The sequence below is a fragment of the Mesorhizobium sp. MC2-1-1 genome (assembly GCF_057597255.1).
On sequence record NZ_CP195205.1, the window covers coordinates 54,206 to 81,029 of the forward strand.

Consider the following 26,824-nt stretch of genomic DNA (forward strand, 5'->3'; position numbering starts at 1 on the left):
CGCCGCGCGCTTGAATGCGGGGACATAGATGAAGAAGCTCGTCTGCGCCGGCGAAATCCTGGTCGAGATCATGGCAGAACGCATCGGCCAGAGCTTTCTCGAGCCTGGACCGCTGGCTGGCCCTTTTCCGTCCGGCGCGCCGGCGATCTTCGTTGGCCAGGCAGCCGCGCTTGGCCAGCCGGCAGGCCTCATCGGCGCCGTCGGCGAGGACGATTTTGGCCAGCTCAACATTGACCGGCTGCGAGCGCTCGGCGCCGACGTTTCGGCGATCGCGTCCCACAAGGGCCATGCCACCGGAACTGCCTTCGTCACTTATCGGGCCGATGCCTCCAGGCATTTCGTCTTCAACATCCGCAACAGCGCCGCCGGCCTTCTGGAGATCGACGACGCGGCGACGCGTCTGCTTGCCGGCGCCGATCATGTCCATGTCATGGGCTCGTCGCTGTTTTCCGAGCGCGCCATCGACGTCGCGCTGGCCGCTGTCACCGCATTGAAAGCGCGCGGGGGAACAGTGTCCTTCGACCCCAACATCCGCCGCGAGATCCTGCAGGCCTCCGGCATGCGCGCCGCGCTCGACAAGGTGCTGGCAGAAACCGACGTCTTCCTGCCCAGCGGGAACGAATTGTTCCTGTTCTCTTCGGCAGGTGACGAGAGCGGCGCAGTCGATGATCTGCTGGGCCGAGGGATTTCCTGCATCGTGTTGAAGAAGGGCGCAGATGGCGCCGCCTATCACGACCGGCAGGGCGCGGTCGCTTTGCCCGCTTTTCCGGTCGAGGAAGTCGACCCGACTGGAGCCGGGGACTGCTTCGGCGCCGCTTTCGTTTCGATGTGGTTGCGTGGCGCTGCACCTGTCGACGCCCTGCGTGTCGCCAACGCCTGCGGCGCACTTGCCGTTACCCGCAAGGGACCGATGGAAGGCATTCATCGGCTCGCCGATGTCGAGGCCTTCATCGCCAACTCCGGGGCGCACGCATGAGCGGCGCCACCGCACGTTTTGCCAACATCGCCGCGCGCCGCGCCGCTGGTGGCAAGGGCGGCATTACCTCGATCTGTTCGGCGCATCCGCTGGTAATCGAGGCGACGCTGCGCCACGGCGCGGTGCATGGCGCCGATGTGCTGATCGAGGCGACCTGCAATCAGGTCAACCACGAAGGCGGCTATACCGGCATGACGCCGGCCGCTTTCCGTGCCTTCGTCGAAAAACACGCCGCCAACACCGGCTTTCCGCTCGACCGGTTGATACTCGGTGGCGATCATCTCGGCCCTAATCCCTGGAAGCATCTGCCCGCCAACGACGCGATGCAAAAGGCGAAGGCGATGATCGGTGCCTATGCCGAGGCCGGCTTCGCCAAGCTGCATCTCGACACCAGCATGGCCTGTTGCGGCGATCCTCTTACGCTCCCCGATGAAACGATCGCCGCCCGCGCCGCCGAGCTTGCTGCGATTGCCGAGGCGGCGGCCGCGCGTACCGGCGGTGAAAGGCCGGTCTACATCATCGGTACCGAGGTGCCGGTGCCCGGCGGCGCGCTCGAAGCGCTCGAGCACATGCGTGTCACCGACCCCGCCGATGCACTCCGCATGGTCGAGGTCCACAGCCGGGCCTTTTCCCGCCTCGGCCTCGATCGGGCCTTCGCCCGCGCCATCGGCGTGGTCGTCCAGCCCGGCGTCGAATTCGGCAATGCCGACATCATCGCCTATGAGGCGGAGAAGGCAACCAAGCTGGTCGCGGTGCTGGAACGCATGCCGCAATTCGTCTTCGAAGCGCACTCGACCGATTACCAATCGGCGGAAGCGCTGGGCACGCTGGTGCGCGATGGTTTCGCCATCCTCAAGGTCGGCCCCTGGCTGACCTTCGCGCTGCGCGAGGCGCTCTATGGCCTGAGCCACATCGCCGACGAACTGGCGCCCGATCCGTCGCGCGAAACCCTGCCGGCGGCGATGGAGCGCGTGATGCTCGCCTCACCCGGCAACTGGCAAAAATACTACCCTGGCACGCCCGACGAGCAGCGTCTGCAGAGGCATTTTTCCTTCAGCGACCGCATCCGCTACTACTGGCGGGCGCCGGAAGCGCGGCGCGCCAGCGAGGCGCTGCTTGGCGCGCTTGGCGAGCGCGAAATCACACGCCCCCTGATCAGCCAGTATCTCGGCCACTTCGAAGATGGTGTCGCCGCCGGCCGGTTCAGGCCGACCGCGCACGAGCTTCTCATAGGCAGCGTCACGCGCATCCTCGACATCTACCGCGGCGCAACGAGCGCGTAGCGAAAGAGAGTCCAGTTCGGCCGGGTTTCTGGAAGCTTTTCGAACTTTCTGGATCGCGCCCCAGCCTCAATTGCAGCTGCTTATGGGTAAAGCGCGCCAATACATACGGCTTTAAGCCGACTTGGGAGTATCGAATGTGGACGGCATCTTTGCGCCTTCATTTCGGACTGTGCGACGGAGTCTGCCGCATCCTACAAGCAGACGTCATCTTTCTCCTATACTGTCCTACCATCCTGAGGGGTCGAAAATTCGAGTGCTGGCGCTAGGCCAGTCGGTCGCAATGCGATCCCAAGCCGACCGCTCAGGGCGACTCCTCACAGCGGCCCGACGTTGATCATCGAGCCGTCGATTAGCCGAGCGAACCGGAAGGGGGTCGGATCGACGCTTGGCGTCTCATTGGTGATCAGTTCCGCGGCAAGATAACCTACGCCAGGGCCAAGGCCGAAGCCGTGACCTGAGCAGCCGGCTGCCAGGTAAAGCCCTCCAAGCGTATCGATACCGGATATCACCGGTATCGCGTCTGGGGTGCAATCGACATAGGCGCCCCATGCGTGATCGATTTCGAGGCCTGCCAGTTGGGGAAACGTTCCGCGCACATTGTCCATAATCACCTGGACCAGCCGTCGGTTTGGAGCGGGATCGAGAACGCGGTTGCGCTCGAAAATGGTCGCATCGTTCCCGAACAGCGCGCCCAGGGACTCGGGGCCTCCGAAGAACGAGCTGCCGAGTCTCAACTTCACCGACTTGAAGCGCTTGATAAATTGAGGCAAGAACTCGCGGGCGAAGCGAATGCCCTGCGGCGTTATTTCCAAAGTGGCCCGGCCGCTGATGGCCATGGTATAGCTGCCATCAAGCCGCCGCGTCATCGCGACATCGGGACAATAGAGGACCTCTCCGACATTGACCGTCGGCTTTGAGCGGACGACTGTTTGTCTCACGCTCGCCTGAGGGAAGATGACCCCGTGGCGGCGCATGAAGCCGGAAGCCCAGGCACCGGCGGCGCATAGGACGGCATCTGCGCGAATGTAGCCCTTTTCGGTATGTACCCCCGTCACCCTGCCATTGGTGACGTCGAGGCTCCGTGCCGCGCAGTTCTGATGGATTGTCGCGCCCAGCGCGCGGGCGCCTTCCGCAAGCGCCGGCGCGGCGATGGCAGGCTCACCCTTGCCATCCGCCACGGAGTGCAATCCACCCAACCACTTGCGTCGTGCTTGGGGAATCTGTCTGCCGGCTTCAGCTGCGCTCAGCATATGAGTTTCAACGCCGAACTCCTTCGCCGTCGGCCGCCAAGCTTCCCAGTATGCCAGCATGGCGGCGTTGTCGGTGGTGTAGATGAGGCCGGTGCGGCGGAAGCCCAGATCCTGACCTATGTCGGTTGCCAAATTGGCCCAGAGCCGCATGGAGATGAGCGAAAGAGGCATTTCGCGAGGATCGCGGTTCTGCTGCCGACACCAGCCCCAACTGCGGCTTGATTGCTCGCATGCGACATGGCCCTTTTCGAGCAACGCTACGGAGAACCCACGCTTTGCGAGAAAGTAGGCCGAGGCGGTACCGATGATCCCACCGCCTATGACCACGACGTCTACTGCCTTGGGAAGAACCTCATCGCTGGAGACAGAGCGGACGACAGGAGACATATGGAAGAACCTTGTTGGATTGACCCGGACGACGATCGGTGCGCCTTTGCGGTCGTCGTTGTGTGCGACAGAGCAATGGGAGATGTTCCGTTGGCTTGCGCGGTCACCTTTGCATCGGAAGGGTCGCGATCGCGTCCATCTCGACCAGATAGCCATAGTGCAACTCAGGCACAGGAATGACCGTGCGCGCGGGCTTCGCACTACCGAGCATCTCGCTATAGACGCGATTGAACTCAGGCCAGTTCTGCACGCCGACGATATAGGCCGCCACGCGGCAGAGGTCGTCCGGCTTGCCTCCAGCTGCCTCCAGTATCGTGAGTACGTTGGCGATGGTCTGGCGGGCCTGGATTTCGAAGCTTGTGTCAGCGAGTGACGCTTTGTCAGCCCTGGTCGGAAGCTGGCCTGAAATATACAGGCTGTTGCCCGACCGGATTGCCTGTGAATAGTGGCCTGCCGGAGGCGGCGCGTTCTCAGTCAGGATGGTTTGCGGCTTGCTGTCCATTACCAGCCTCCAAAGCGCTGCCACTCACCCTCGACAATGTCGCAGGCGCCGCGGACGACATGATAGCTGCGAAACTGAGCTCCGGTCGCGCAGGCGTGGCTGGGCAAAATCCGAACACGGTCGCCGATCCTGAGGGGGGGCAAGGCCGCCCCGGAGCCTGGACGCACCATGATGATGCCGTGCTCCTGGTTCGCATCTGCCAGTATGAGATTTTCGAATGGTCGGCCATTGCTGTCGCAGACGATGCCATAGCGATGATTGACCTCCTGCCCGGCGGTTCCAAGATCTCGCGACATCGCCATCCAGCCGGCGTCGATCAGGATCCAACCTTTTTCATGCTGATGGCCGATGACGGTCGCCAACACGGAGATCGCAATATCCTCAATCTTGCAGATGCCGATGCCAGCCATCACAAGGTCGAAGAATACGAAAACGCCCGCGCGGACTTCGGTCACGCCGGTCAGGTCGACGGCATGATGGGCGGTCGGGGTTGACCCGACGCTGACGACGGGGCAGGGCAAGCCAGCGTCTCGAAGGATGGTGGCAGCGGTGACGACAGCACACCGCTCTTTCTCGGCGCAACGCTGCAGCGCCTCGTGCCCCTGCACACCATAACTGCCGCCGGCATGGGTCAGAACCCCGCGCAGATCTGCTCCATCCATCAAGGCTCCAGCAATTGCGAGCAGCCGAACCCGGTCGTTGGGCAATACACCCGACCGGTGACCGTCACAGTCGATTTCAATCAGGGCAGGGATGGCGTTGCCGGCTTCTCGCGATGCCGCGGCGACCGCTTGCGCCTGTTCGACCGTGTCAAGAACCAGTGCAAGGTCGACACCCTGTCTTCTTAGCTCGATCACTTTTGCTAGCTTCGCTGGTGCGATGCCCACGGCATAGATGATATCCAGGACCCCAGCATCGGCGAAAACCTGTGCTTCCCTAAGAGTGGAGACGGTGGCCGGCCCCTCTGTCGCGGTCATGACGCGCCGGGCAATTTCGACCGACTTTGCGGTCTTGAGATGGGGGCGCAACGATACCCCAAGAGACGCAAGCCGTTCGCGCAATCGAGCGATATTACGGTCCATGCGATCGGCATCGAGGATGAGGCAGGGCGTTGCCAGATCGCCGAGACGTGTTGCGGTGTTCTCGTCCGGCGTGGCGTCCAGGGTTTCTGCTTCACTCACCGGTTGCTCCCTTGCGTTGAGTGCGACGATCGGGTGCGCTGCCCTCCGGCGAAGCGCGCAGGAGATTGGGCACATATCCGGGCCAGTCATGCCGGGAAATATCCCAGGATGGCTTTCGTCTCGAGATACTCCTCGAGACCAAAAACCCCGTACTCCCGCCCGTTGCCCGACTGCTTGTATCCCCCGAAGGGTGCAAAGCCGTCCCATGCGGGATGATTGATATGCACTTGACCGGCACGAATTTTTCCCGCTACCCGACGCGCACGATCGAGATCGCTCGATTGAACGTGGGCCCCCAGGCCATAGACCGTGCCATTGGCGATACGGACTGCCTCATGCTCGTCCTCATAGGGAACGAGGCAAAGCACCGGTCCGAAGATCTCTTCCTGGGCGATACGCATTCCCGGCCGCACCTCGGAAAATATGGTCGGCTTGACGAAATACCCCCTCGAAAGGCTTTCAGGTCGCCCGGAGCCGCCGCAGACGAGCTTGGCGCCCTCTGCGGTTCCGAGGCCGATCATCGCTTGCACCTTGTCGAACTGCGCAAGATTGGCGACGGGCCCAAGGACGGTGGCTTTGTCGAACGGGTTGCCGACCGTCATTTGAGCCGCCGCCGTCGCGGCCAGTTCTTCTACCTGCGAAAGTCGTCTTCTGGGCACAACCATCCGCGTCGGGGCGCTGCATGATTGGCCAACATTGCGAAACGCGGCGGCAACACCGAGAGGTACGACCCGCTCCAAATCGGCGTCGTCGAGCAGGATGTTGGGCGATTTACCCCCCAATTCCTGGGTTACGCGCTTGACCGTGGGCGCTGCGGCCTGCGCGACCAGCACACCGGCGCGTGTCGAGCCTGTAATCGAGATCATGTCGACGTCGGCGTGGGAAGCAAGCGCGGCCCCAACCTCTTCCCCGGTGCCCGTAACCATGTTGAAAACGCCCGGCGGGGTTCCGGCATCATGCATGATCTGCGCGAACAGCTGTGCGCTGAAGGGAGAAAGTTCACTGGGCTTGAGGACGATGGTGCAGCCGGCGGCGAGTGCCGGGGAAACCTTCGCTGTGATCTGATAAAGCGGCCAATTCCATGGGGTGATGAGACCGCAGACGCCAATCGCTTCCTTGGCGATCGCGGTTGTGCCCTGCTTCTTGATGAAGCTGTAATCTTCCAGCACCTCGATCGCGGCGCGGATATGAGCGAGCCCGAAAGGAACCTGCGAGGCGCGTACAAAGGCGATGGCTGATCCCATCTCATGGCATATCGCCTCAGCCAGATCGTCGAATCGATCTTCGAGAAGGGTGAGAATCCGCTTGAGCAACTTGATGCGTTCGTTCGGTGATGTCGCTGAAAAAGACGCAAACGCGCCCCGGGCGGCAGCAACCGCGATGTCGACATCCAAGGCGCTGCCTCGAGCGACAGACCCGATTACCTCTTCCGTCGACGGGCTAACGATTGGGATCGCAGCGACTGACCTTGCGGGGAGCCTCCAGCCGCCATCGAGATAAAGCCGATCGCATCGCGGCATGCCCATTGATGTGTTCTCCCATCGCCGGCCAAAAAGCGACGCCGTGTCAGGGTGCTCATCGGCAGCCGTTGCCTGATCGGGGAGATTATGCGAAGTCGTAAATAGCGCAATTAATCGATACTATATCATCAATTAACATCGATCTTAATGATAGCCACGGATGATCTGACCTTCTTCCAAGTCGTTGCGAGCGCGGCCTCGCTCGCGGAAGCTGCACGGAGGCTCAACGTTACCCCACCCGCGGTCACGCAGCGTCTGCGAGCCCTGGAGGATCGCATTGGAGTGAGACTCATCGAGCGTACGTCGCGTGGCCTCAGCCTCACGGATGAGGGTGAGCTGGTCGCTTCAGAGGGTGCTTCGATCATTGCAGCCATCGAGGATCTGTCGGAGCGGCTGGCCAGCCGAACCAGCAAGGTGCGGGGACATTTGCGTGTCGCGGCACCCTATGGCTTTGGCAGGCGATACATTGCGCCGATCGTGCAGGAATTCGTAAGGAAGCATTCCGAAGTGTTGGTGACGTTGGAGCTCTCGGAAAGCCCGATACGGCAGATGTCCGAAAGCTGGGACGTCGTCGTGCATATCGGATCACTGCCTGAGAGCGATCGTCTGGTGACCACGCTCGCCCCGAATGAGCGCATTCTGTGTGCATCCCCTGGCTATCTGCAGCATAGCTTGCCGATCCTCCAGCCGGAAGATCTCGTACAGCATCGATGTCTGGCGTTGCGAGAAAACAATGAAGACGTAACGCTATGGCGCTTTGCCCATTCCAAGCATGGCAGCACCACCGTTCGGGTAAAGCCGTGCATGTCGAGCAATGATGGAGAGATCGTCCGTGACTGGGCCCTTGCCGGGCTTGGGGTCATGGTTCGAAGCGAATGGGATGTGGCTGATGATTTGGCAGCGGGGCGACTGCAGGGCATTCTCCCTACTTGGTCATCGCCGTCGGCTGACGTGGTTGCACTGCTTCATGCCCGCCAAGGACGCAGCCGCCGCACGAACGGATTCCTGCAAACGCTCAGAGAGAGGCTGAACTCGCCTCCATGGCGTCGCTGAAATGTCAGTTTCCCGCCGGGCTTCTGCGAAGCTGCCACTGTGATGTCGGCCGCAAATACTGCGATTGATCTGCTCCGTCAGGCTTCTCAGCTGAAGCGATCGATCGTGAAATCGTCCAGCGGCGTTTCGGAACGGCCGGTCGTAATGAGTTCGGCAATCGCGTCGCCCACGCCCGGACCAAGTTGGAAACCATGTCCACTGAACCCGAAGGCGTGGAACAGGCCCGGCGTCGTCGCGGAGCGCCCGATAACCGGCAGCATGTCGCGGACATAGCCTTCGCAACCCGACCAAGTTCGTATGACCGCGACGTTTGCGATCGCCGGCAAGAGTCGCACCACGGCGCGCAATTGCACAGGCAGCCGCATCGGATCGGCACACGCGTGGCCGGGCTCGAGGTCCACTGTCACTCTTTCAGCGGCGCCTCCGAACACGATGTTGCCGCGCTCGACCTGTCGCAGGTAGGCGCCATGGTCCTTGTCCCGGGTCCAGATGCCGACCACAGGCAGAACCCGGTGCGGCAGCGGCTCGGTCACCCCCATTTGCGGTCCGCGAGCGTCGAGCGGGACATGTTCGCCGAACAGCGCGGCGATGCGAGCGCCCCAAGCGCCGGCGGCATTGAGCAGACATGCGGCGGCGAATGACCCTTTTGAGGTGGCGACACGGAAGCTGGAGCCCGTCCGCTCGATCTTTTCGACCCGAGCTTGCTCGACGATTTCGGCGCCGAGCCTGCGGGCCGCTTCGACAAATGCCGGCGCTATCAGCCGCGGATTGCCGCTGCCGTCATGCGGCGAGAACGACGCCGCGATCGCCTCCGGGCCGAGGCCGGGAAAGCGCGCGCGGATCTCGCGCGGCTCGAGTTCCTCCAGCTCGAGCCCCCACGGCCGCGCGGCCTGAGCGTAAGTCCGCATGTCGGCGAGACCGCCCTCGTCGAAGATAAGCCGAACATGGCCGGTGGCGCGGAATTCGACATCGCGCCCGAGCATTTTTTCGGCCTCGCCCCAGAGCCTGAGCGAACGATGGGCCAGCGGAAGCTGAGATAGATGGCGCCCGGTGCGCCGGATGTTGCCGAACGAGGCGACCGTCGCCCCAGTGCCGATTCGGTTGCGCTCGATCAGCGTCACGCGGGCCCCGCGCCTGGCGAGGAAATAGGCTGAAGCGGTCCCCATCAGTCCGCCGCCCAGCACAATCACATCCATACTCGTTCCTTGGCGCTGAGGCTGATCCTTGCAGTGCCATCTTGTCGCCCCCCCGGCATTGCGTCAAAGATGGGTTTGGACAAGACCCATAAGCTTTACCTATGGAGTGGCGATGCGGGCGCGGCAGCTTGAAGTGTTCATCGCCATCATGCGCGCGGGCACTGTGACCGCCGCGGCGCGGATGCTGAACATCTCCCAGCCGGCGCTCAGCCAGATCCTCCTGCATACCGAGGACGAACTCGGCTTCACTCTGTTCGAGCGGGTGAAAGGCCGGTTGCGGCCAACCCCGGATGCGCTTGAGATTTTCCCCGATGCCGAGAGGCTGTCGGCTGGGCTCGACGGGCTGCGCCGCAAGACAACGGATTTGCGGCTGGGGCGCGCCGGGCTGGTGCGGGTCGCGGCGTCCCCGCCGCCGGCTATGGCGATACTGCCGCGCGCGTTCACCATGTTCCGGGCACAGCATCCCGACATATTGCTGCGTTCCCATAGCGCCCCGATCGCCGCGATCGTGGACATGCTGCGCGCCGGCGATGTCAGCCTTGGCGTCGCAATGGACGACCGCCTACCTCCCGACATCGAAGCCGAGGTGATCGGCAGCATCGGCTTCGCCTGCCTGTTGCCCGCGGGGCACGCACTGCAGCGGAAGACCGAGCTGATGCTTGCCGACCTCGCCGGGGAAGAGTTGATCTCCTATCGTGGGAACACCCGCCCTGGCGACGTGCTGGCCCACGCAGCCCGCGCCCAAGGGGTAGCGCTGTCGCTGTCGCTCGAGATCGATGCATCCATTTCCGCCGTCGGCTTCGTCCAGGCGGGTCTGGGTATAGGCCTCGTCGATGCGCTGCTGCCTTGGCATCAGTTCGCGAGGCTTGCCGTCAGGCCTCTCGCGGCAGGGCCGGAATTTCCGATAGCACTCATCACTTCGCGCGCCAGAGCCCTTTCGCGTGCGGACGAGATGATGCGCGATGAAATCCGCGCGGCCTGTTCCGCCGTCCTCAGCGATCGGAGGTAAAGGCATAAGCAAGGCTTATATCCTTGCTCATCATCCGTCTTGGACCTTCACCGTCCTGCCGTGCCAGCTTTTGGTCGGCCAGACAGGAGAACGGTTCATGGACGGTGCCATCGCAAGCGCGGCGGATGAGACGCGAAATGGGGCCGACGACTGGAAGGTCGGCGTCGACATCGGCGGGACATTCATCGATTTCTGCGCGCTCGAAGCCCGCTCCGGCCGCGTCGCCTCGCTCAAGGTGCTGACGACGCCCGAAGATCCGGGCGCCGAGCTTATGACCGGCCTTGCCCTCCTGGCAGAACGCGAAGGGTTCGATCCTGCCCGCATGACACGCTTCGTGCATGGTACGACCATCGGCATCAACACCATCATCCAGCGCAAGGGCGCGCCGCTGGCGCTGTTCACGAATGCCGGCTTCGAGGACGTGATCGAGCTCGCGCGACTGCGGATGCCTGACATGTATTCGCTGTTCTGCTCGCGCCCGGACCCGCTGATCTCGCGCGACATGGTGTTCGGCATCCCGGTCCGCATGCGTGCCGATGGAAGTGAATCCCAGGCTCCGAACATGGCGGCGGTGGCCAGCGCTGTGGCAGCTGCGAAGGCCAGCGGGGCGCAAGGGATCGTCGTCTCCTTCCTGCATGCCTGGCGCAACGGTGCGCAGGAAGCTGCGGTGAAGGCGGCGGTCACGCGTCTGGCGCCCGAGCTCTTCGTCTTCACTTCGGCCGAGGTGTGGCCGGTCATCCGTGAATACGAGCGCAGTTCGACCGCGATCCTCAATGGCTATGTGCATCCGCGCGTCTCGTCCTATCTGACGGCTCTGGAAGAGCGGCTGAAGGACCGCCGAGTGCCGGCCCGCCCGATGCTGACGAAATCGAACGGCGGGCTGATGAACGCCGCTGAAGGCAAACGTGCCTGCGTGAACATGCTTTTGTCGGGAACGGCCTCCGGCGTCATCGGGGCCTCGTGGCTGGCGCGTCAGGCGGGCGAGAACAAGATCCTCACCCTCGACATTGGCGGCACCTCGGCCGATTTCGCGCTCATCATCGGCGGCGAGGCGCAGTTCGGCACCGGTGAGCTGATCGGCGAGTTTCCGCTGCATATCCCGTCCGTGTCGGTCAGCTCGATCGGCGTCGGCGGCGGCTCGATCGCCAGCGTCGATGCGCAAGGGGTGCTGCGGGTCGGACCGGAATCGGCCGGCTCGACGCCAGGACCGTCCTGCTACGGCCGTGGCGGTGAGCGGGCAACGGTGACGGACGCCATGGTGGTTTGCGGATGGCTCGGCCACAGCGAGATGGCTTATGGCCAGCTCAGGATTGATGCCGCCCTTGCGCACCGCGCAGTCGGCGAGCTTGCCACGCGGCTCGGACGCACAGTCGAGCAGACCGGGCAAGCGATCCTCGACATCGCGGTGTCGGAAATGTTCGTCGAGGTCGAGAAGCTCGCCTCGCGCGCCGGCGTCGACCTGCGTGAATTCACCCTGATGCCCTTTGGCGGCGGCGGCCCGATGCTTGGCGCCTTCCTTGCTCGCGAACTCGGCATGAAGCGCGTCCTGGCACCGCGCCGCCCTGGCGTTGTGTCGGCGCTCGGCGGGCTGGTGGCGGATCTGCGCGGCGATTTCATCCGCACCATCTTCAGTCCTTTATCAGCTGCCTCGCTCCCCGCGATCCGCGAGGTATTCGAGGCGCTTGCGTACGAGGGCCGTGACTGGTTGGCGACGCAGGGGCATCAGGCGGCAGCCGAACTCAATCTTTCCTGCGACATGCGCTATCTCGGGCAGAGCTATGAGATCGAGGTCGCGCTCTCGCCGCAATGGCTGGAGACCGGCGATGCAGAGGCCATTAGGCAGGCCTTCCACCGGACCCATGAGCAGCTCTATGATTTCCATGATCCGGAAGGAGCGATCGAACTTGTGAATGTCCGGCTGTCGGCGATAGGGGCGGGGCCGGCGCTTTCCTTGCCGGAGAGCGATGAGATCGACGCTGAGGCCAGTCCGGCGCGTCAGCTTTCAGTCTATACTGGCCTGGGTTTCGAGACCATCGATCTCCACGACCGCCAGGCGCTGGTCCCTGGCAGCACTTTCGAGGGACCCGCCGTGGTGGTGCAGGAAGACACCACCTTCGCCATCCCCGCCGACACGTGGGCACGCGTCGACCGCCACCTCAATCTCCTTCTGACCTTCGCGGAGTGATGTCTTTGTTCGACCGCACAAACCTTCAGGTTCTGGCAAACCATGCCCGCGCGGCGGCCGAGAACATGGCCCACACGCTGCATCGCACGGCGCATTCCGCCTTCGTCAAGGAGACGCAGGATTTCACCGTAATGCTGATGGACCGTTCTGGCGCCACCTTCGCGGTACCGCTGGAACTCGGTGCGACCTGGTTCCCGGGGCTTTCCTATCACCGCGCGATCGCGATGGTCGACGACTACCGGCCCGGCGACATCGCCTTCACCAACGATCCTTATTCCGGCTATGTCGCCACGCATGCTCCCGACACGCATCTCTGGAAGCCGGTCTTCGTCGAAGGCGAGATCGTTGCCTGGACCGGCGGCCACATCCACAACACCGATATGGGCGGCGCAGTGCCGGCTTCGATCAGCCGGGCGCTGACCGAAATCCATCAGGAAGGCATTCGCTTTCCTCCGATGAAGCTGGTCAATGAGGGCGTCTTCGACGAGATGATCCTGCGCATCATGAGCACCAATGTGCGCAAGCCCGACCTCAACATAGGGGACATCAAGGCGCTGGTCGGCGCGCTCAACACCGGTGAGCGCAAGATCAAGGCGATGGTGAAGAAGTTCGGCAAGGCCGGCTTCATTGAAGGCGTTGCCGCACTTCTCGACCATGCGGAGGCGCAGGCGCGCGACGTACTGCGCTCCATGCCCGACGGAACATGGGAGTTCGCCGACTATGCCGACGAGGATTCGGTCGAGGCCAATCCCTGCCGGCTCAAACTGAGACTGACGATCAAGGGTGATGAGGCGGTGCTCGACTTCACTGGCTCCGATCCGCAGCTAGGCTCCTCGCTCAACGTGCCTTCAGGCGGCGATCCGCGACATACCGTGCTGCTCGTCGGCGTCTATTATGTGCTTTACACGCTCAATCCGAAGATCCTGCTCAACAGCGGGCTTACCCGGCCGTTCACCTGCATCACGCCGCAAGGCTCGGTGCTGAACCCTGTCCATCCGGCCGCAGTAGGCATGCGCTCGCTCACCTGCGCCCGGCTGCGCTCGGTCATCTTCGGGGCCTTCTCGCAAGCGCTGCCTGAGCGGCTGCCTGCGGCTCCGGCCGGCAACAACTGCATCCTCAACGTCATGACCACCGATGAGCGCACCAGCCGCAGCGTCATCGCGGCGGTGAACCCCGTTGTGGGCGGTGGCGGCGCGATGCCGCATCGCGACGGCACCAACGGATCGGGCGCGGATGCCGCTTATCTGAAGAACACGCCGATCGAGATCACCGAGGCCGAGACGCCGGTCGAGTTCGTGAAATACGGACTCGCCAGGGACAGCGGAGGCGCAGGCCGTTGGCGGGGCGGGCTGGCGACCGAGATGGCCTTTCGTGTCTTTGCCCCGGACTCCCGGATCACGGCGCGCAATCGCGACCGCAGCTTCTTCCGCCCCTGGGGCGTGCTGGGCGGCAAGGCTGCCGGCCTGTCGGACATGGTCGTCAATCCGGGAACCAAGCACGAGCGGCGGCTAGGCAACATCGACACGGCGGTCCTGCAGCCGGGCGATGTGCTTGAGATCCGCTCCGCCGGCGGCGGCGGACGCGGCGATCCGTTTGAGCGCGAGCCCTGGCGGGTTGCCGACGACGTGCGACGGGGCTATCTCTCGCCGGCCGCAGCCGAGAGCGACTATGGCGTCGTGCTGCGCGGCGGCGCGGTCGACGAGCAGGCGACGGGCCAATTGCGCGCGCGGCACAAGCCGGCCGCCAGCCATTTCCATTTCGGCCCGGAACGCGAGGGCTACGAAGCGCAGTGGACACCGGCGGCCTATGACCGGCTCCACGCCCTATTGGATGCCCTGCCGATCCATTGGCGCTTCTTCGCCAAGACGGAGATTTTTCGGCGCATGAAAGGGCGTTCCGGGGCGGATGGCGTCCAGGCCGCTTTCGATGCGGTCTGCGAACGCTTCCCTGAATTGCCACGTCCGAGGCCGGCACGAGAGGCAGCGGAATGAATACCGGCCGCATCGTCCGGCTGGCCGAGCGCGACCGGGCAAAGGTGCAGTTCTTTCTTGATGGTGAGATGTGCAGCGCACTTGCGGGCGATACCGTGCTGACTGCCATGCTGGCTTCAGGACAAGCATTGCGGAGTTGCGAGTTCGGACCTGAGCCGCGCTCCGGCTTCTGCCTGATGGGCGCCTGCCAGGATTGCTGGGTGTGGCAGGAAGAGGGACCGCGTGTTCGGGCCTGCTCGACGCCTGTCACTGAAGACATGCGGTTGCGCACGACGCCGCCGGAGAACTGGCCGTGAGCGAGCCCTCATCGCCGCGGATCGTAATCGTCGGGGCCGGGCCCGCTGGCATCAGGGCCGCGGCGACTCTGGTGGAGGCCGGGCTCCATCCGGTGGTGATCGACGAAAGCCATCGCGCCGGCGGTCAGATCTATCGGCGCCCGCCGGACGGATTCGTCCGCACGCCGGAGCAACTCTACGGATCGGAGGCAGCGAAGGCACGCACATTGCATGCGCTGTTCGACCAGCTGGCCGAAGACGGGCGGCTTACCCATTGCGCGCGCAGCTCCGTCATCGCCGTGCATGGGGGGCGGCTGCACATGCTGGGGGAGGGTGGCGTGCAAGTGATCGGCTACGACCGCCTGATCCTTGCCACCGGCGCATCCGATCGCGTCGCCCCGGTTGCTGGCTGGCAGAGCGGCGGTGTCTACAGCCTTGGTGCTGCGCAGATCGCGCTCAAGGCGCAGGGAGTGGCGCTTGGGCGGCGCATCGTGCTCATCGGATCGGGGCCTCTGCTGACGCTGGTCGGTGCACAGCTCATCAAGGCCGGAGCGGATGTGGCGACGGTACTGGATACATCCTCCTGGCGCCAGCAGATGCGGGGATTCTCAGGTCTGGCAGCCCGGCCGTTGGTCGCGCTGCGCGGTCTCATCCTGCGGGCGCGGCTTGGCAGCCGCTATCATGCGGGGGTGACGCTCGAGCGGATCGAGGCCGACGGCGGCGGCGTCACGGCGATGCGCTGGCGCGATGCCGAAGGCCGCGAACGCGTCACCGCGTGCGACATGATCGGCATGGGCTGGCATCTGCGCGCCGAGACGCATCTGGCCGATCTGACCGGATGCGCCTTCGCCTATGACGGGCAGTGGCGACAATGGCTGCCGAAAACCGACGCGACGGGGCGCGCCGGCAACGGCATCTACCTCGCCGGCGATGGGGGTCGTCTCCTTGGTGCGGATGGCGCGGAGATCGCGGGCAGGCTCGCCGCGGCGGCGTGCCTGTCCGATCTCGGAATTCTGGCGCCCTCCACCAGCGCCGACCTGCGCAAGCTCAAGCGGCTTGAGCGGTTCGCGCGTGGCTTGGCCACCGCCTTTCCCTGGCCGGAGGCGATGGTCCGGTCGCTCCCCGACGAGACGATCGTGTGCCGCTGCGAGAACGTGACCGCAGGAAGCATACGCCAGACCGTGGAACATGGCGGTGGCGAGGCCAATCGGATGAAATCACTGTCGCGCGCCGGCATGGGCCGCTGCCAGGGACGCTATTGCCAACTGGCCGCCGTCGAACTCGTCGTGGCACAGGCCGGTTGCACCGCGGATGCCGTCGGCCGGTTCCGTGGCCAGGCGCCTGTCCGACCAGCGCCTATCGGGGCGTTTCTGCGGGAAGGCTGAAGCGAATGCGAAACCAGTGCACAGTCCTAGAAGTCGGCGATCTTGCCCCAAGACGAAGCGTCGAAGCGCCGTGGATCATAGGATTTCGGGTCGACGATTGGCTCGGCCCCCGTCATCAGATCGGCCACCAGATGTCCGGCGCCGGACCCGATGCCGAAGCCATGTCCCGAAAATCCGGCGGCCAGAAAGAAACCAGGAATGGTGTCAATCTCGCCGATGGCGGGCACGCCGTCGGGCGTGCTGTCGATATAGCCGGCCCAGGCGGCACTTATCCTGGTCTTTCTGAGGTCGGGCAGCAGTTCGAGCGCCCGGGCGTGGGTCAGGCGGATCGTTGCCTGGTCGGGAGTCGGATCGAGGATGCGCAACTGCTCCATTGGCGTGGGCTGGTCGAGCCGCCAGTGCTTGAGCGTTTCGTGGCCCGAACGCACGCCCTGCAGACCGCCGGGCGCGAGGCTGCGCCACCGCTTGAGAAACATGGGCAAGAACTGAGAGGCGAAACGCAGTTGCTGGGGCGTTACGTCGACGCGGCCGCGTCCACTAATGGCGAGCGTATAGCCGCCGTCGCCGCGGCGCGTGGCCGAGATCCGTGCGGTGTGCAGCGCATCCGGCAAGCCCTCGGCCCCTGGCGAGACCGACAGGATCGAAGAGCGGATCGACGCCTGCGGAAAGCGGAAGCCGAACTGCCGGCAGAAGGAGGACGCCCAGGCGCCGCCGGCCATCACTGCCAGTTTCGTCCGGATCGTTCCGCTTTCGGTGACCACGCCGCTCAGGCGCCCGCCTTCGGTCTCGATGCCGCGCGCGGCGCAATTTTGATGCACGCTGCCGCCGAGCTTCAGAATGGCGCGGGCGACCGCGGGTGCTGCGCGCGATGGATCGGCTGTGCCGTCGCTCGGCGAGAAAACACCGCCCTTCCAACTCCGGCCGGTGGCGCGGCCCCGTTCGGTGGCCGCGTTGCTGTCGAGCATATGCGTGGTGACGCCGGCAGTCCGGGCGAAGTCGCGCCAGCGCGTCCAGGCATCCAGTTCCGCGTCGTCATTGCTGAGATAAAGCAGGCCGCAGCGGCGAAAGCCGGTGTCCTCGCCGGACTCCGCGGCAAAGCGATCCAGGAGATCGAGGCTGCGGGTTGCCATCGGCAACTCTCGGGCGTCGCGGTTCTGCTGGCGGCACCAGCCCCAGTTCCGGCTCGACTGCTCGGCGCCTATGCGCCCCTTTTCGACAAGCGCCACCTTCATGCCGCGCCGCGCCAGGTAGTAGGCCGCAAAGGCACCAACGATGCCGCCGCCGATCACCACAGCGTCCGTGGATTGCGGCAGTCCGTCGGATGTCTCGATTTGCTGCAGCGGTGCGCGCATAAGCCTCTGTGTCCTGGATCGTCAATCTACAGCCTTTGGCAGGCAGCCGCTGCTGCAGTTGAGGCCACGGCAGAATTTTATTCCGGCGCAGCCGCTGGAATCGAGAGCCCCTGCGTTTCGGGCGGTGCCCGTTCGGATGGACTGGCGAGCCGGCTGTGGTAGTGTCGATGGTTGTTGTCACTGCAGCATTTTGTGCTGCGCCATGTTTTCTTCGGAGGCGGTCATGAAGCTGGATCGGATCGACATCAAGATCCTTCACGAATTGCAGAAGAACGGCCGCATAACCAATGTCGAACTGGCCGATCTGGTGCATCTGTCGCCGAGCCCATGCCTGATGCGGGTCAAGAAGCTGCAGTCGGAAGGCTACATCGAGGGCTATTCCGCGCAGATCAATATCGGCAAGTTGGGTCAGACCCTAACAGTGTTCACCGAGATCACCCTGAAGAACCATCGCCAAGTCGACTTCGCCCGCTTTCTCGCCGTTGTGGAAAAGATCGATCAGGTCATCGAGTGCCACCTCGTCTCGGGCGGCTATGACTATTTGATGAAATTCGTCACCGCCGGCATCGGCGAATACCAGACGATCATGGAGCGGCTGACCGACATGGACATCGGCATCGACAAGTATTTCTCGTTCGTCGTGCTGAAGTCTCCCATCGTCAAGGCGCACATGCCGCTGCCCAGCCTGTTTCCGATGTAGGAGCGCACTTCATCGCGCTTCAGATCCGCCAGGCAATTCCTGAGCGAAAAGCGCCGCTGGTCTTCCAGCAGCTGCTCTCAACGGTGGCCGTACCGGCTGACGAGCTCGGGGTCTCGCACGAGGCCGTCGAGCCAGGTGGGATCGAGCTTCGGCACCGATGAGAACAGCAGCTGGGAATAGGGGTGGGTTGGCGCCGTCAGCTTGTCTGGCGTGATCTGCTCCACCCGCTTGCCGTTGTACATGACCATGATCTCGTCGCAGATGGCCTCGACGACGGAGAGGTCGTGGCTGATGAAGATGTAGGAGAGTCCCAGCTCGCGCTGTAGTTCCTTGAGCAATTCGATCACGGCCGCCGCCACTACCGTGTCGAGGGCCGAGGTGATTTCGTCGCAGATGATCAGCTTGGGATTGGCCGCCAGCGCCCGTGCGAAGTTCACCCGCTGCTTCTGGCCGCCCGAGAGTTCCGACGGGTGCCTATAGCGCAAGCCTCTCGGCAGGCGCACCATATCGAGCAATTCGTCGACGCGTTTCGATCGCGCTCGCCTGTCGAGCCGGTGATAGAAGGCCAGCGGGCGGGAGATGATGTCCTCCACCGGCTTGGCCGGATTGAGCGCGGTATCGGCATACTGGAAAACGATCTGCATCTCGCGCAACTGGTCCTGGCTGCGTTTACCGGCGGAGCGCTGTAGTTCCTTGCCGTCGAAGACGATGTCGCCGGCTGCCGCCGGATGGATGCCGGCGATGACGCGCGCCAGCGTCGATTTTCCGCAGCCGGATTCGCCGATGATGCCGAGATTGCGCCCTTTCTCCACGACCAGACTAACGGCGTCGACCGCGCGGATGAGCGGCAGTCCATCCCGCACCGCGCCATAGCCGGCCGTTATATTGTCGATGCGCAGCAACTGCTTCGTTCCAGCACCGACGTCCGCATGCACTTGCCGCGGCTTCGGTTCGAAGGCGGCCAGCAGTTCACGCGTGTAGGGATGTTGGGCAGCCGAAAGGATTGCCGTCGTAGTGCCGGCCTCCTGCACCTCACCGCCCTTGAGCACCACGATGCGGTCTGCGATCTGCGCAACGACCGCGAGGTCGTGGGAAACATAGACACCCGCTATCCGGCCGGCTCGCATGGCCGATTTGAAGGCTTTCAGCACGTCGATCTGCGTCGTCACGTCGAGAGCCGTAGTCGGCTCGTCGAAGATCACCAGCTTGGGATCGCCGATGAGCGCCATGGCAGCTGACAGACGCTGCAATTGCCCGCCCGAAACCTGATGCGGATAGCGCGCGCCGATCCCTTCTGGATCCGGCAGCGATAAGGCCCTGAACAGCTCGACGGCGCGCCGGCGCGCTTGTTCGGGTGGCATCAGCTTGTGGATGCGCGTGACCTCGATGACCTGCTCCATGATGGTGGACGAGGGGTTGAACGAGGCGGCGGCACTTTGCGGAACGTAGGCAATGTCAGTGCCGCGCAGCCTAGCGCGTTCCCTTTCGGAAAGGACGGCCATGTTCTTCCCGTTGACGTTGATCTCGCCGCCGGTAATCCGGCAGCCGGGCCGCGCATAGCCCATCAGCGACAGCGCCACCGTAGTCTTGCCGGAGCCGCTTTCGCCGATCAGCGCGACGATCTCGCCGTCGGCGATGTCGAAGCTGACGCCCTTGATGATTTCGACAAGCCGCCCGGCGTCGGTCTTGGCCTCGATCCGCAGGTTTGTGACCTCGACGAGATTGCTCATGCGTCGCGATCCCTGATCTTCTGTGGAAGGTTGTCGATCAGCAAGTTGACGCTGATTGTAAGGCTGGCGATCGCCAGCGACGGCACGATGACGGCAGGGGCCGCGAAGGGCAGCCCGCCGATGTTCTCGCGCACAAGTGCTCCCCAGTCGGCGAGGGGCGGCTGCAGGCCGAGCCCGAGGAAAGAGAGGCCCGAGAGCAGGAGCACGATGAAGACGAAGCGCAAGCCGAAGTCTGCCAGCACCGGGCGGATGATGTTGGGCAGGATCTCGGACCCGATGAGATAGGCGGTGCTCTCTCCACGGACACGCGCGACGGTGATGAAGTCCATGGTGTTGACGTTGACGGCGAGCGCGCGCGCGAAACGGTAGGCGCCGGGAATATAGATGACGGCCAGCGTCAGGATCAGCACCGGGATCGACGAGCCGACAGCGGCAACGACTACAAGGCCGAACAACTTGCTAGGGATGGAGTTCATGGCGTCCAGGAAACGGCTGAGGCAGGTGTCGAGCCAGCCGCCGGTGACTGCCGCGATCATACCCAGGACGACACCTGAAAAGCAGGCGATAGAGACGGCGGCGAGCGATATGCCGACAGTGTAGCGTGCGCCCATCAGTACCCGCGAGAGCATATCGCGCCCCAGATAATCCGAGCCGAGCCACAGCCCCTGGCGCATCGGGCCGAAATAGTCGTCGTCGACAATGTCGCCGATCGAATGAGGAATGAGGTAGGGCGCGAGGATCGCGACGAGCGTCCACGCCAGGATCACCAGCGCGGCCACGACGCCCACGAGGCTGTAACTGTGGCCCAGGAAGTATCGTCGGGGGGGTGTCGCGCGCGCTACACTCATCTTAGCCTCGGATTGGACATGATGGCGACGACGTCAGCGGCCGTGATGAGGAAGAGATAGCCCAGGCAGAAGATCATCGCGCAGCTCTGGATCAGCGGCAGGTCGCGGGTCGCGACCGCATCGACCATCAGTTTGGCGATGCCGGGATAATTGAAGATGGTCTCGACGATGATGACGCCACCCACCAGATAGGACAGCGAGAGCGCGACCGCGTTGACGATCGGCCCGAGTGCATTGGGGAGCGCGTGCCGCAAGACCATCCGGCCGCGCGAAGCGCCTTTCAAAAGTGCCATCTCGACATAAGGCGTGGAAAGCGTCTCGATCACCGCGGCGCGGGTCATGCGGATCATCTGAGCGGATATGACGAAGGTTAGCGTGATGACCGGCATCGCGTAGATGCGCACGAGATCGGTCAGCGAATGCGCCTCGTTGACCGAGGACAGCGCCGGCAGCCATTTGAGATAGACGGCGAAGAGCAGGACCGCCAGCGTCGCGACCATGAATTCAGGCACGGAAATGACGCCGATCGAAAGCACAGTGACGGCGCGGTCATAGAGCGAGCCGCGCAGCATCGCGGCGGTGATGCCGAGCGTCAGCGCCAGCGGCACCGAGATGAGCGTGGTGATGGCAGCGAGCTTCATGGTGTTGGCCAGACGGCCGCCAATCAACGCTGCGACCGGCATTTGATTGGCATAGGAGGTGCCGAGGTCGCCGTGTAGCAGCCCGAAAAGCCAGCGCAGGAAGCGCAGGATTGCCGGATCGTTGAGATGCATGGCCTCGCGCAGGCCGGCGACAGCTTCGGGAGTTGCCGCCTGGCCGAGCAGGATCGACGCGGTGTCGCCTGGCAGCATGCTGGTGGCGAAAAACACGGCGAACAGCACGATCAAAAGCGTGACCGCCGCGATTCCCAGCCGCTTCAGCACGAGGTTGAGAACCCCAGACTTCATGGAAGCGCTCCCTGCGGTTGTTCGGTCACGCGATCTTGCGCAATAGTGCCGGAGGCCGGCTGACCGGCCCCCGGCTGGCTTCCCTTAGGCTTCGAGCCAGAGATATTCCGCCATTGCGTAGCCCATCATGCCACCGAGCGGGTTCGCCTCCAAACCCTTCACCTTGCTGGAGAGGGCATCCACGTTGGAAATGTAGGCCGGAATGATCGTGCCGGCCTCCTCGGCGACCATAGCCTGCATCTGGCCGTAAATCTCCTTGCGCTTGGCCTGGTCGAGCGAGCCGCGCGCCTCGATGAGCATCTTGTCGAACTTCTCGGACTTATACTGGCTTTCGTTCCACGGCGCGTTGGACGCGTAGAGGAGGGAGAAGAGGATGTCCGGCGTCGGGCGCGGATTGATGTTGCCGAAATGGATTGGTGCCTTCAGCCAGTAATTGTCCCAATAGCCGTCGGACGGAACGCGTTGCACGTCGAGCTTCATGCCGATGTCGGCGCCGGCGGCCTGGATGATCACCGCCATGTCGATCGACGAGGTCGCGGCGTCGGAAGCTATCACCGGGATGGACTGGCCGACCAGGCCCGCCTTCTGGAAATGGAATTTCGCCTTGTCGGGATCGAACGCCTTCGGCTTGAGGTCGGCATTGTGGAAGATGTTGGCTGGCGAGACGGGCTGGTCGTTGCCGATTTCGCCCAGGCCGCGCAATGCCGATTTGACGATCTGCTCGCGGTTGACGAGATACTTCATGCCGGCGACGAAATCGGCCTTGTTGCCCGGGTCCATGTCGAGCCGGATGTTGAGGTCGGTGTAGTTGCCCGAGGTCGACTTCGACAGCTCGAAGCCCTGCTGGCTTTCCAGCAGCTTCATGGCGCGCGGATTGATCGAGGCGGCGAAGGCGATGTCGCCCGAAATCAGCGCGTTGACGCGGGCGCTGTCGTCGCTGATGGCGATGAACTCGAAGGAGTCGAGATAAGGCTTGCCCGACTTCCAGTAGTTCTTGTTCTTGGTGACCACCGAACGCACGCCCGGTTCGAACGTCTGCAGCACGAAGGCGCCGGTGCCGTTGCCCTTTGAGAAATCAGTCGTGCCGTCCTGGACGATCATGAAGTGGTGCAGCGCCAGGATGGTCGGCAGGTCGGCATTCGGATCGGCCAGCGTGATTTCCACGGTCGACTTGTCGACCGACTTGAAGCCCGTCATCTGCGCGGCGATTTTGGCGACCTTTGAGCCGACCGACTTGTCGAGGTGGCGCTTCAGCGAGAAGACGACGTCGTCGGCGGTGAGGTCTTTGCCGTCATGGAAGGTGACTCCCTTACGCAGCTTCACCGTCCAGGTCTTGGCGTCCTTGCTGTCGATGCTCTCGGCCAGCTCCATCTGCGTGACGCCATCCTTGTCGAGGAAGGTCAGGCGGTTGTAGAGCGAGCAGCAGCGGACATAGTCGGTTGAGAGCGAAGCCTTCGCCGGATCGAGCGTGTCGGCGGTCGAGGACGACCACCCGGCGGCCTTGAGGTTTCCGCCTGACACAGGCGTGGCGGCGACAGCATTGGTGGCGCGGCCGAGTACCACGCTGCCCGCGGCCAACGCGGCGCCGCCGGCTAACAGTATCTTGAGCAGTTCGCGGCGGCTCGCGCCCCGCCGGATGGCGTTTTCGACCATGGCATCGTCTGCGCTGGTCCAGTTGGTGATTTTGTCGGTCATGTTCATTCCCCTTTCTGTTGGTATGATCGGCATGCTCGTCTTGCTGCGGCTTTTCCGGGCTTCGGTTCAGGTTCGCTCGTTCAGGCTTTCGCGCACGGCCGCCGCTAATGCGGCCATTGACGTGAAGTGGTAGTCCGGCACGGTGAAGCGCTCGGGCTCGATCGTGCCGCCATAGCCATTCTGGGCATGCCGGCGCTCGATCCAGCAATTGGTCATTCCAAGCGCCCTGGAGATGCCTATGTCGTGGTATTGGCTTTGCGCGACATGCAGGATGTCGCCCTTGCTGCCGCCGTGCGATGCCGCGAAATCGAAGACTTTCTGAAAGAAGGCCGGGTCTGGCTTTTCCGTGCCGGTGTCATCGGCGGTAAAGGTGGCGAAGAAGGGTGATCCAAGCTGCTTCTCGAAATGGTCGAGCGCCCAGCGCCGCGCGTTGGTCATTGCGATCAGCTTGTGCGACTTGGCCAGGTCGGCCAAGGCCGCCGCGCTGTCGGGGAAGCTCTGCCAGCCGCTGGCCGAGTCCCGCAGCAGCACGCCATATTTCTCCTCCGCCGGCAGGCCAAGTTGCGGCGCGATAACCATATACACACGTGCGAGATCGTCGGGAAACAGGCCTGCGTCGGGCATGTAGCGAGCCTGCCGGTACAGGGCCAGCGCTTCCTCACGGTCGATAGAAACGCCTGTCTCGTCGCCAATTCCGGCCAGAGAACCTGTGATGCCGCCCTCGAAGTCGATCAGCGTGCCGACCACGTCGAAAGTCATGTATTTGAATTCGCTGAAGCCCCTGGCCAAGTATGGCTCTCCTCTGCGCGCGGCTCGATTGCGTCATGCTGAACAGAACAGAATTCCGTGCTGTCCGGGGCGTCGGCCAGTTTCAAAGCCCGGCAAATCCGGGCCTCTGGCCTTGTCTTATGGTCAGTCTGGCACTTCCCCCGCGCGGGATTCGCCGAAAAGGCACGGGGCAGCGGCACAAAATTGCGAAATCGTCCGCCCCGGCGATATTTCGAGACGCGAAAATCCACGAATGTTCATGCCAGCGCCTTGCGGACATCGGGATCGTCCAGCGTCTGATCGAGCGTCAGACGCGTGCGCTCGATGATCGCATCGATGTCGCCGTCGGTACAGCATAGCGGGGGCGCATAGCCGAGAACGCCGTGCGCGAAGGCTCGGATGATGAGGCCGTTATCCCACGCCCTATCGAATACCCGCCGCGCCGGCATGGCCGATGCGGGAAGCGGGGTCTTCTTCTGCTTGTCGGTCACCAACTCGAGCGCGGCAAGCATGCCGCGCCCGCGCACGTCGCCGACCAACGGATGGTCGCTCAGCTTGGCCAGTCCAGCCATCAGGCGCGCGCCGGCCTTGATGCCGTTCTCCAGCAGGCCGTCTTCGTAGAGCTTCAACACTTCGAGCGCGACGGCGGCGCTGACGGGATGGGCGGAATAGGTGTAGCCGTGGCCGACCGCCGAAGCGCCTGCGCCATCGGCGATGACCTGGTAGACATGGTCGGCCATGAACACCGCGCCCATCGGCACATAGCCCGAGGTCAGGCCTTTCGCGGTCGTCATGAAATCGGGAACGATGTCCTCGTCCGTGCAGGCGAACAGGGGCCCCGTGCGGCCGAAGCCGGTGATGACCTCGTCGGCAATGAACAGGATGCCGTATTCCCGGCAGAGATCGCGCATCGCCTTGATCCAGCCCTTCGGCGGCACGATGACGCCGCCAGAGCCCTGGATGGGCTCGGCGTAGAAGGCTGCGACCCGTTCGGGCCCGATCGCCTCGATCTTGGCCTTCAGCGCGGCAAGCGATGCGGCGATGATCGTGTCGCCATCTTCGCCGACCGGGTTGCGGTAAGGATAGGGCGACGGGATCTTGTGCTGCCACTCGAAGGGAATGCCGAAACCGGCGTGAAAGGCCGGTAGGGCGGTCAGGCCCGCGCCGACCACCGAGGACCCGTGATAGCCCTGCTCGATCGAAATGAACTGGTCGCGCTGCGGCTCGCACCTGGCATTCCAGTAGTAGCGGACGAAACGGACGGTGCTATCGACCGCGTCCGATCCGCCCAGCGTGAAGTAGACGTGATTGAGATCCCCCGGCGCACGCTCGGCCAGTTCCGAGGCTAGCCGGATGGCAGGCTCCGAGCCGAGATCGAAATAGGCGGTGGCGTAGGGAAGCTCGCGCATCTGCCGGGCAGCAGCCTCGACGATGCTGTCATGGCCGTAGCCGGCGTTGACGCACCACAGCCCGGCGAAACCGTCGACAAGCTGGCGGCCGGACGCATCGGTCACGGTCGCCCCCTTCGCCGATTTCAGCACGCGCACGCCGAGCGCTTCGTGGCCGCGATAGGAGGAGACCGGATGGATGAGATGGGCGCGGTCGAGTTCGATCAGGGAATTGGCGAGCATTTCTGTCCTCGTGACTAGCCGAGCGCCTGGTTGGCGAGGGCGTAAACTTTTGGCCTGGCCTGCGACGCGTCCGTCATGGGCGGGCGATCCATGGCAACGCCGCCGCCGACATGAGCGAGTCCGATTTCCGTGAGCCAGCCGGCGATGCCTGTCCTGCTGTCCGTATCGACGCGCAGGAAGGCGCCGGGGCGCGATGCGGCGAAGAAGCCGATCAGGGCTCTGGCTTCCTCCTCGCTGCCCGCGACGACCGGACCGATCACTTCGCCGCGCCCGAACGGGCGAATGGCGGCATAGGCCTCGATGGCGCCGTTGCGGCGGATGACGGCAAATTCACCGCGTGCGGCCAGCGCGTCGATCAAGGCTTCGCGGTCAGCGCCATAGGCGTCGCGGTCCAGCCCCTTGATCTCTGGCAAGTCATCGATGCTGGCTGGTTCCACGCCCCCGGTCGCGTCAAGCTGAGCGACGCTGCCCTGATGCTGCAGGATGGTGCCGGAGGGCGCAAAGCCCAGTTTCTGGTAAAGCGGCATGCCGTCCGCCGTCGCGACAAGCCGCAGCGGACGATCCTTCGCAAGGGCGAAGGCCTGTTCCATCAGCCGGCGCCCGAGTCCTTTGCCACGCAAGTTGCGGTCTACGAGCACCATGTTGATCATGGCGCAATCCGCACCATAGGGCGTCACCAGGATAGTTCCAGCGACCCGGCCCTGGTCGTCGAGCGCGACCGCGCCCCTCGAAAGCTGCAGCGCCATCTGCCAGTCCTGCGGGCGATGCGGCCAGTTCTCCTGACGAGAAAGCGCCACCGCGCCCTCGATATGGTCGGGCCCAAAGTCCCGGAGTTCGATCTCGCCCTGCTGCATAAGGCATCCTTCCGTCTGCTGGGCAAGTCTCAGTGATAGTGGCGCCGCAGATCGTCTGAAGGTCTCGGTCTCCGCGATATCTTTTGCCTTTGCGCGGGGCGCGCAC

22 protein-coding genes are annotated in these 26,824 nt (G+C 63.8%); 9 read left to right on the top strand and 13 right to left on the bottom strand.

The features are described from left to right. Positions 1–28 precede the first annotated feature (28 nt). Entirely contained in the window at positions 29–976 is a 948-nt protein-coding gene (locus tag ACR64R_RS00275; protein WP_487359709.1) for a sugar kinase, read from the top strand. Then, entirely contained in the window at positions 973–2,259 is a 1,287-nt protein-coding gene (locus tag ACR64R_RS00280; protein ID WP_487359710.1) for a D-tagatose-bisphosphate aldolase, class II, non-catalytic subunit, read from the top strand. The genes ACR64R_RS00275 and ACR64R_RS00280 overlap by 4 nt, the downstream gene beginning before the upstream one ends. 314 nt (positions 2,260–2,573) lie before the next feature. Here the strand turns inward: ACR64R_RS00280 and ACR64R_RS00285 are convergent, their stop codons facing one another. From ACR64R_RS00285 to ACR64R_RS00300, 4 genes are all read right to left on the bottom strand, one after another. Further along, complete coding sequence (locus ACR64R_RS00285) at positions 2,574–3,896, bottom strand: NAD(P)/FAD-dependent oxidoreductase (RefSeq protein ID WP_487359711.1); 1,323 nt, start codon at positions 3,894–3,896, stop codon at positions 2,574–2,576. A gap of 103 nt (positions 3,897–3,999) precedes the next feature. Continuing rightward, entirely contained in the window at positions 4,000–4,398 is a 399-nt protein-coding gene (locus tag ACR64R_RS00290; protein WP_487359712.1) for a RidA family protein, read from the bottom strand. Continuing rightward, positions 4,398–5,480 carry an alanine racemase gene (locus ACR64R_RS00295; protein ID WP_487362582.1) on the bottom strand — a complete coding sequence of 361 codons (1,083 nt, stop codon included), beginning with the start codon at positions 5,478–5,480 and terminating at the stop codon, positions 4,398–4,400. The genes ACR64R_RS00290 and ACR64R_RS00295 overlap by 1 nt, the downstream gene beginning before the upstream one ends. A gap of 185 nt (positions 5,481–5,665) precedes the next feature. Then, positions 5,666–7,105 (bottom strand): aldehyde dehydrogenase family protein, encoded by a 1,440-nt coding sequence (locus ACR64R_RS00300; RefSeq protein WP_487359713.1) that lies wholly within the window; start codon positions 7,103–7,105, stop codon positions 5,666–5,668. A 141-nt stretch (positions 7,106–7,246) separates the two neighbouring features. Between ACR64R_RS00300 and ACR64R_RS00305 the strand changes: the two genes are divergently transcribed. Then, a complete protein-coding gene (locus ACR64R_RS00305; protein ID WP_487359714.1) occupies positions 7,247–8,152 on the top strand; it encodes a LysR family transcriptional regulator in 906 nt (301 codons plus the stop codon). Between the two features lie 86 nt (positions 8,153–8,238). On the opposite strand, the gene ACR64R_RS00310 is transcribed toward ACR64R_RS00305, so the two are convergent. Further along, the gene (locus ACR64R_RS00310) at positions 8,239–9,348 is read right to left on the bottom strand and encodes an NAD(P)/FAD-dependent oxidoreductase (protein ID WP_487359715.1); all 1,110 of its coding nucleotides are present in this window, start codon (positions 9,346–9,348) and stop codon (positions 8,239–8,241) included. A 112-nt stretch (positions 9,349–9,460) separates the two neighbouring features. On the opposite strand from ACR64R_RS00310, the gene ACR64R_RS00315 reads away from it, so the two are divergent. From ACR64R_RS00315 to ACR64R_RS00335, 5 genes are all read left to right on the top strand, one after another. Continuing rightward, the gene (locus ACR64R_RS00315; RefSeq protein ID WP_487359716.1) at positions 9,461–10,357 is read left to right on the top strand and encodes a LysR family transcriptional regulator; all 897 of its coding nucleotides are present in this window, start codon (positions 9,461–9,463) and stop codon (positions 10,355–10,357) included. Between the two features lie 97 nt (positions 10,358–10,454). Next, on the top strand, positions 10,455–12,542 hold the full coding sequence (locus ACR64R_RS00320) for a hydantoinase/oxoprolinase family protein (RefSeq protein WP_487359717.1): 2,088 nt from the start codon (positions 10,455–10,457) through the stop codon (positions 12,540–12,542). 5 nt (positions 12,543–12,547) lie between these two features. Next, positions 12,548–14,533, top strand: a complete 1,986-nt coding sequence (locus ACR64R_RS00325; RefSeq protein ID WP_487359718.1) for a hydantoinase B/oxoprolinase family protein — start codon at positions 12,548–12,550, stop codon at positions 14,531–14,533. Next, positions 14,530–14,829 carry a (2Fe-2S)-binding protein gene (locus ACR64R_RS00330; protein WP_487359719.1) on the top strand — a complete coding sequence of 100 codons (300 nt, stop codon included), beginning with the start codon at positions 14,530–14,532 and terminating at the stop codon, positions 14,827–14,829. The genes ACR64R_RS00325 and ACR64R_RS00330 overlap by 4 nt, the downstream gene beginning before the upstream one ends. Further along, positions 14,826–16,193, top strand: coding sequence for an FAD/NAD(P)-dependent oxidoreductase (locus ACR64R_RS00335; protein WP_487359720.1), 1,368 nt, complete (start codon positions 14,826–14,828; stop codon positions 16,191–16,193). Before ACR64R_RS00330 ends, ACR64R_RS00335 begins: the two co-directional genes overlap by 4 nt. Positions 16,194–16,219: 26 nt before the next feature. On the opposite strand, the gene ACR64R_RS00340 is transcribed toward ACR64R_RS00335, so the two are convergent. Beyond that, entirely contained in the window at positions 16,220–17,545 is a 1,326-nt protein-coding gene (locus tag ACR64R_RS00340; RefSeq protein ID WP_487359721.1) for an NAD(P)/FAD-dependent oxidoreductase, read from the bottom strand. A 223-nt stretch (positions 17,546–17,768) separates the two neighbouring features. Here ACR64R_RS00340 and ACR64R_RS00345 point away from each other — a divergent pair, with 223 nt between their 5' ends. Then, positions 17,769–18,245: an Lrp/AsnC family transcriptional regulator gene (locus tag ACR64R_RS00345; RefSeq protein WP_127283402.1), complete on the top strand. Its 477-nt coding sequence runs from the start codon at positions 17,769–17,771 to the stop codon at positions 18,243–18,245. Positions 18,246–18,322: 77 nt separating this feature from the next. Here ACR64R_RS00345 and ACR64R_RS00350 read toward each other — a convergent pair whose 3' ends face one another. From ACR64R_RS00350 to ACR64R_RS00380, 7 genes are all read right to left on the bottom strand, one after another. Then, entirely contained in the window at positions 18,323–19,975 is a 1,653-nt protein-coding gene (locus ACR64R_RS00350) for an ABC transporter ATP-binding protein (protein WP_487359722.1), read from the bottom strand. Beyond that, a complete protein-coding gene (locus ACR64R_RS00355) occupies positions 19,972–20,823 on the bottom strand; it encodes an ABC transporter permease (protein WP_487359723.1) in 852 nt (283 codons plus the stop codon). Before ACR64R_RS00355 ends, ACR64R_RS00350 begins: the two co-directional genes overlap by 4 nt. Beyond that, positions 20,820–21,770, bottom strand: coding sequence for an ABC transporter permease (locus ACR64R_RS00360; protein WP_487359724.1), 951 nt, complete (start codon positions 21,768–21,770; stop codon positions 20,820–20,822). The genes ACR64R_RS00355 and ACR64R_RS00360 overlap by 4 nt, the downstream gene beginning before the upstream one ends. An 84-nt stretch (positions 21,771–21,854) precedes the next feature. Next, complete coding sequence (locus ACR64R_RS00365; protein WP_487359725.1) at positions 21,855–23,465, bottom strand: ABC transporter substrate-binding protein; 1,611 nt, start codon at positions 23,463–23,465, stop codon at positions 21,855–21,857. Positions 23,466–23,531: 66 nt separating this feature from the next. Next, positions 23,532–24,224, bottom strand: a complete 693-nt coding sequence (locus tag ACR64R_RS00370; protein ID WP_487362583.1) for an HAD-IA family hydrolase — start codon at positions 24,222–24,224, stop codon at positions 23,532–23,534. Positions 24,225–24,490: 266 nt separating this feature from the next. Continuing rightward, on the bottom strand, positions 24,491–25,864 hold the full coding sequence (locus ACR64R_RS00375; RefSeq protein WP_487359726.1) for an aminotransferase class III-fold pyridoxal phosphate-dependent enzyme: 1,374 nt from the start codon (positions 25,862–25,864) through the stop codon (positions 24,491–24,493). A gap of 14 nt (positions 25,865–25,878) precedes the next feature. Continuing rightward, complete coding sequence (locus ACR64R_RS00380; protein WP_487359727.1) at positions 25,879–26,718, bottom strand: GNAT family N-acetyltransferase; 840 nt, start codon at positions 26,716–26,718, stop codon at positions 25,879–25,881. Between the last annotated feature and the right edge of the window lie 106 nt (positions 26,719–26,824).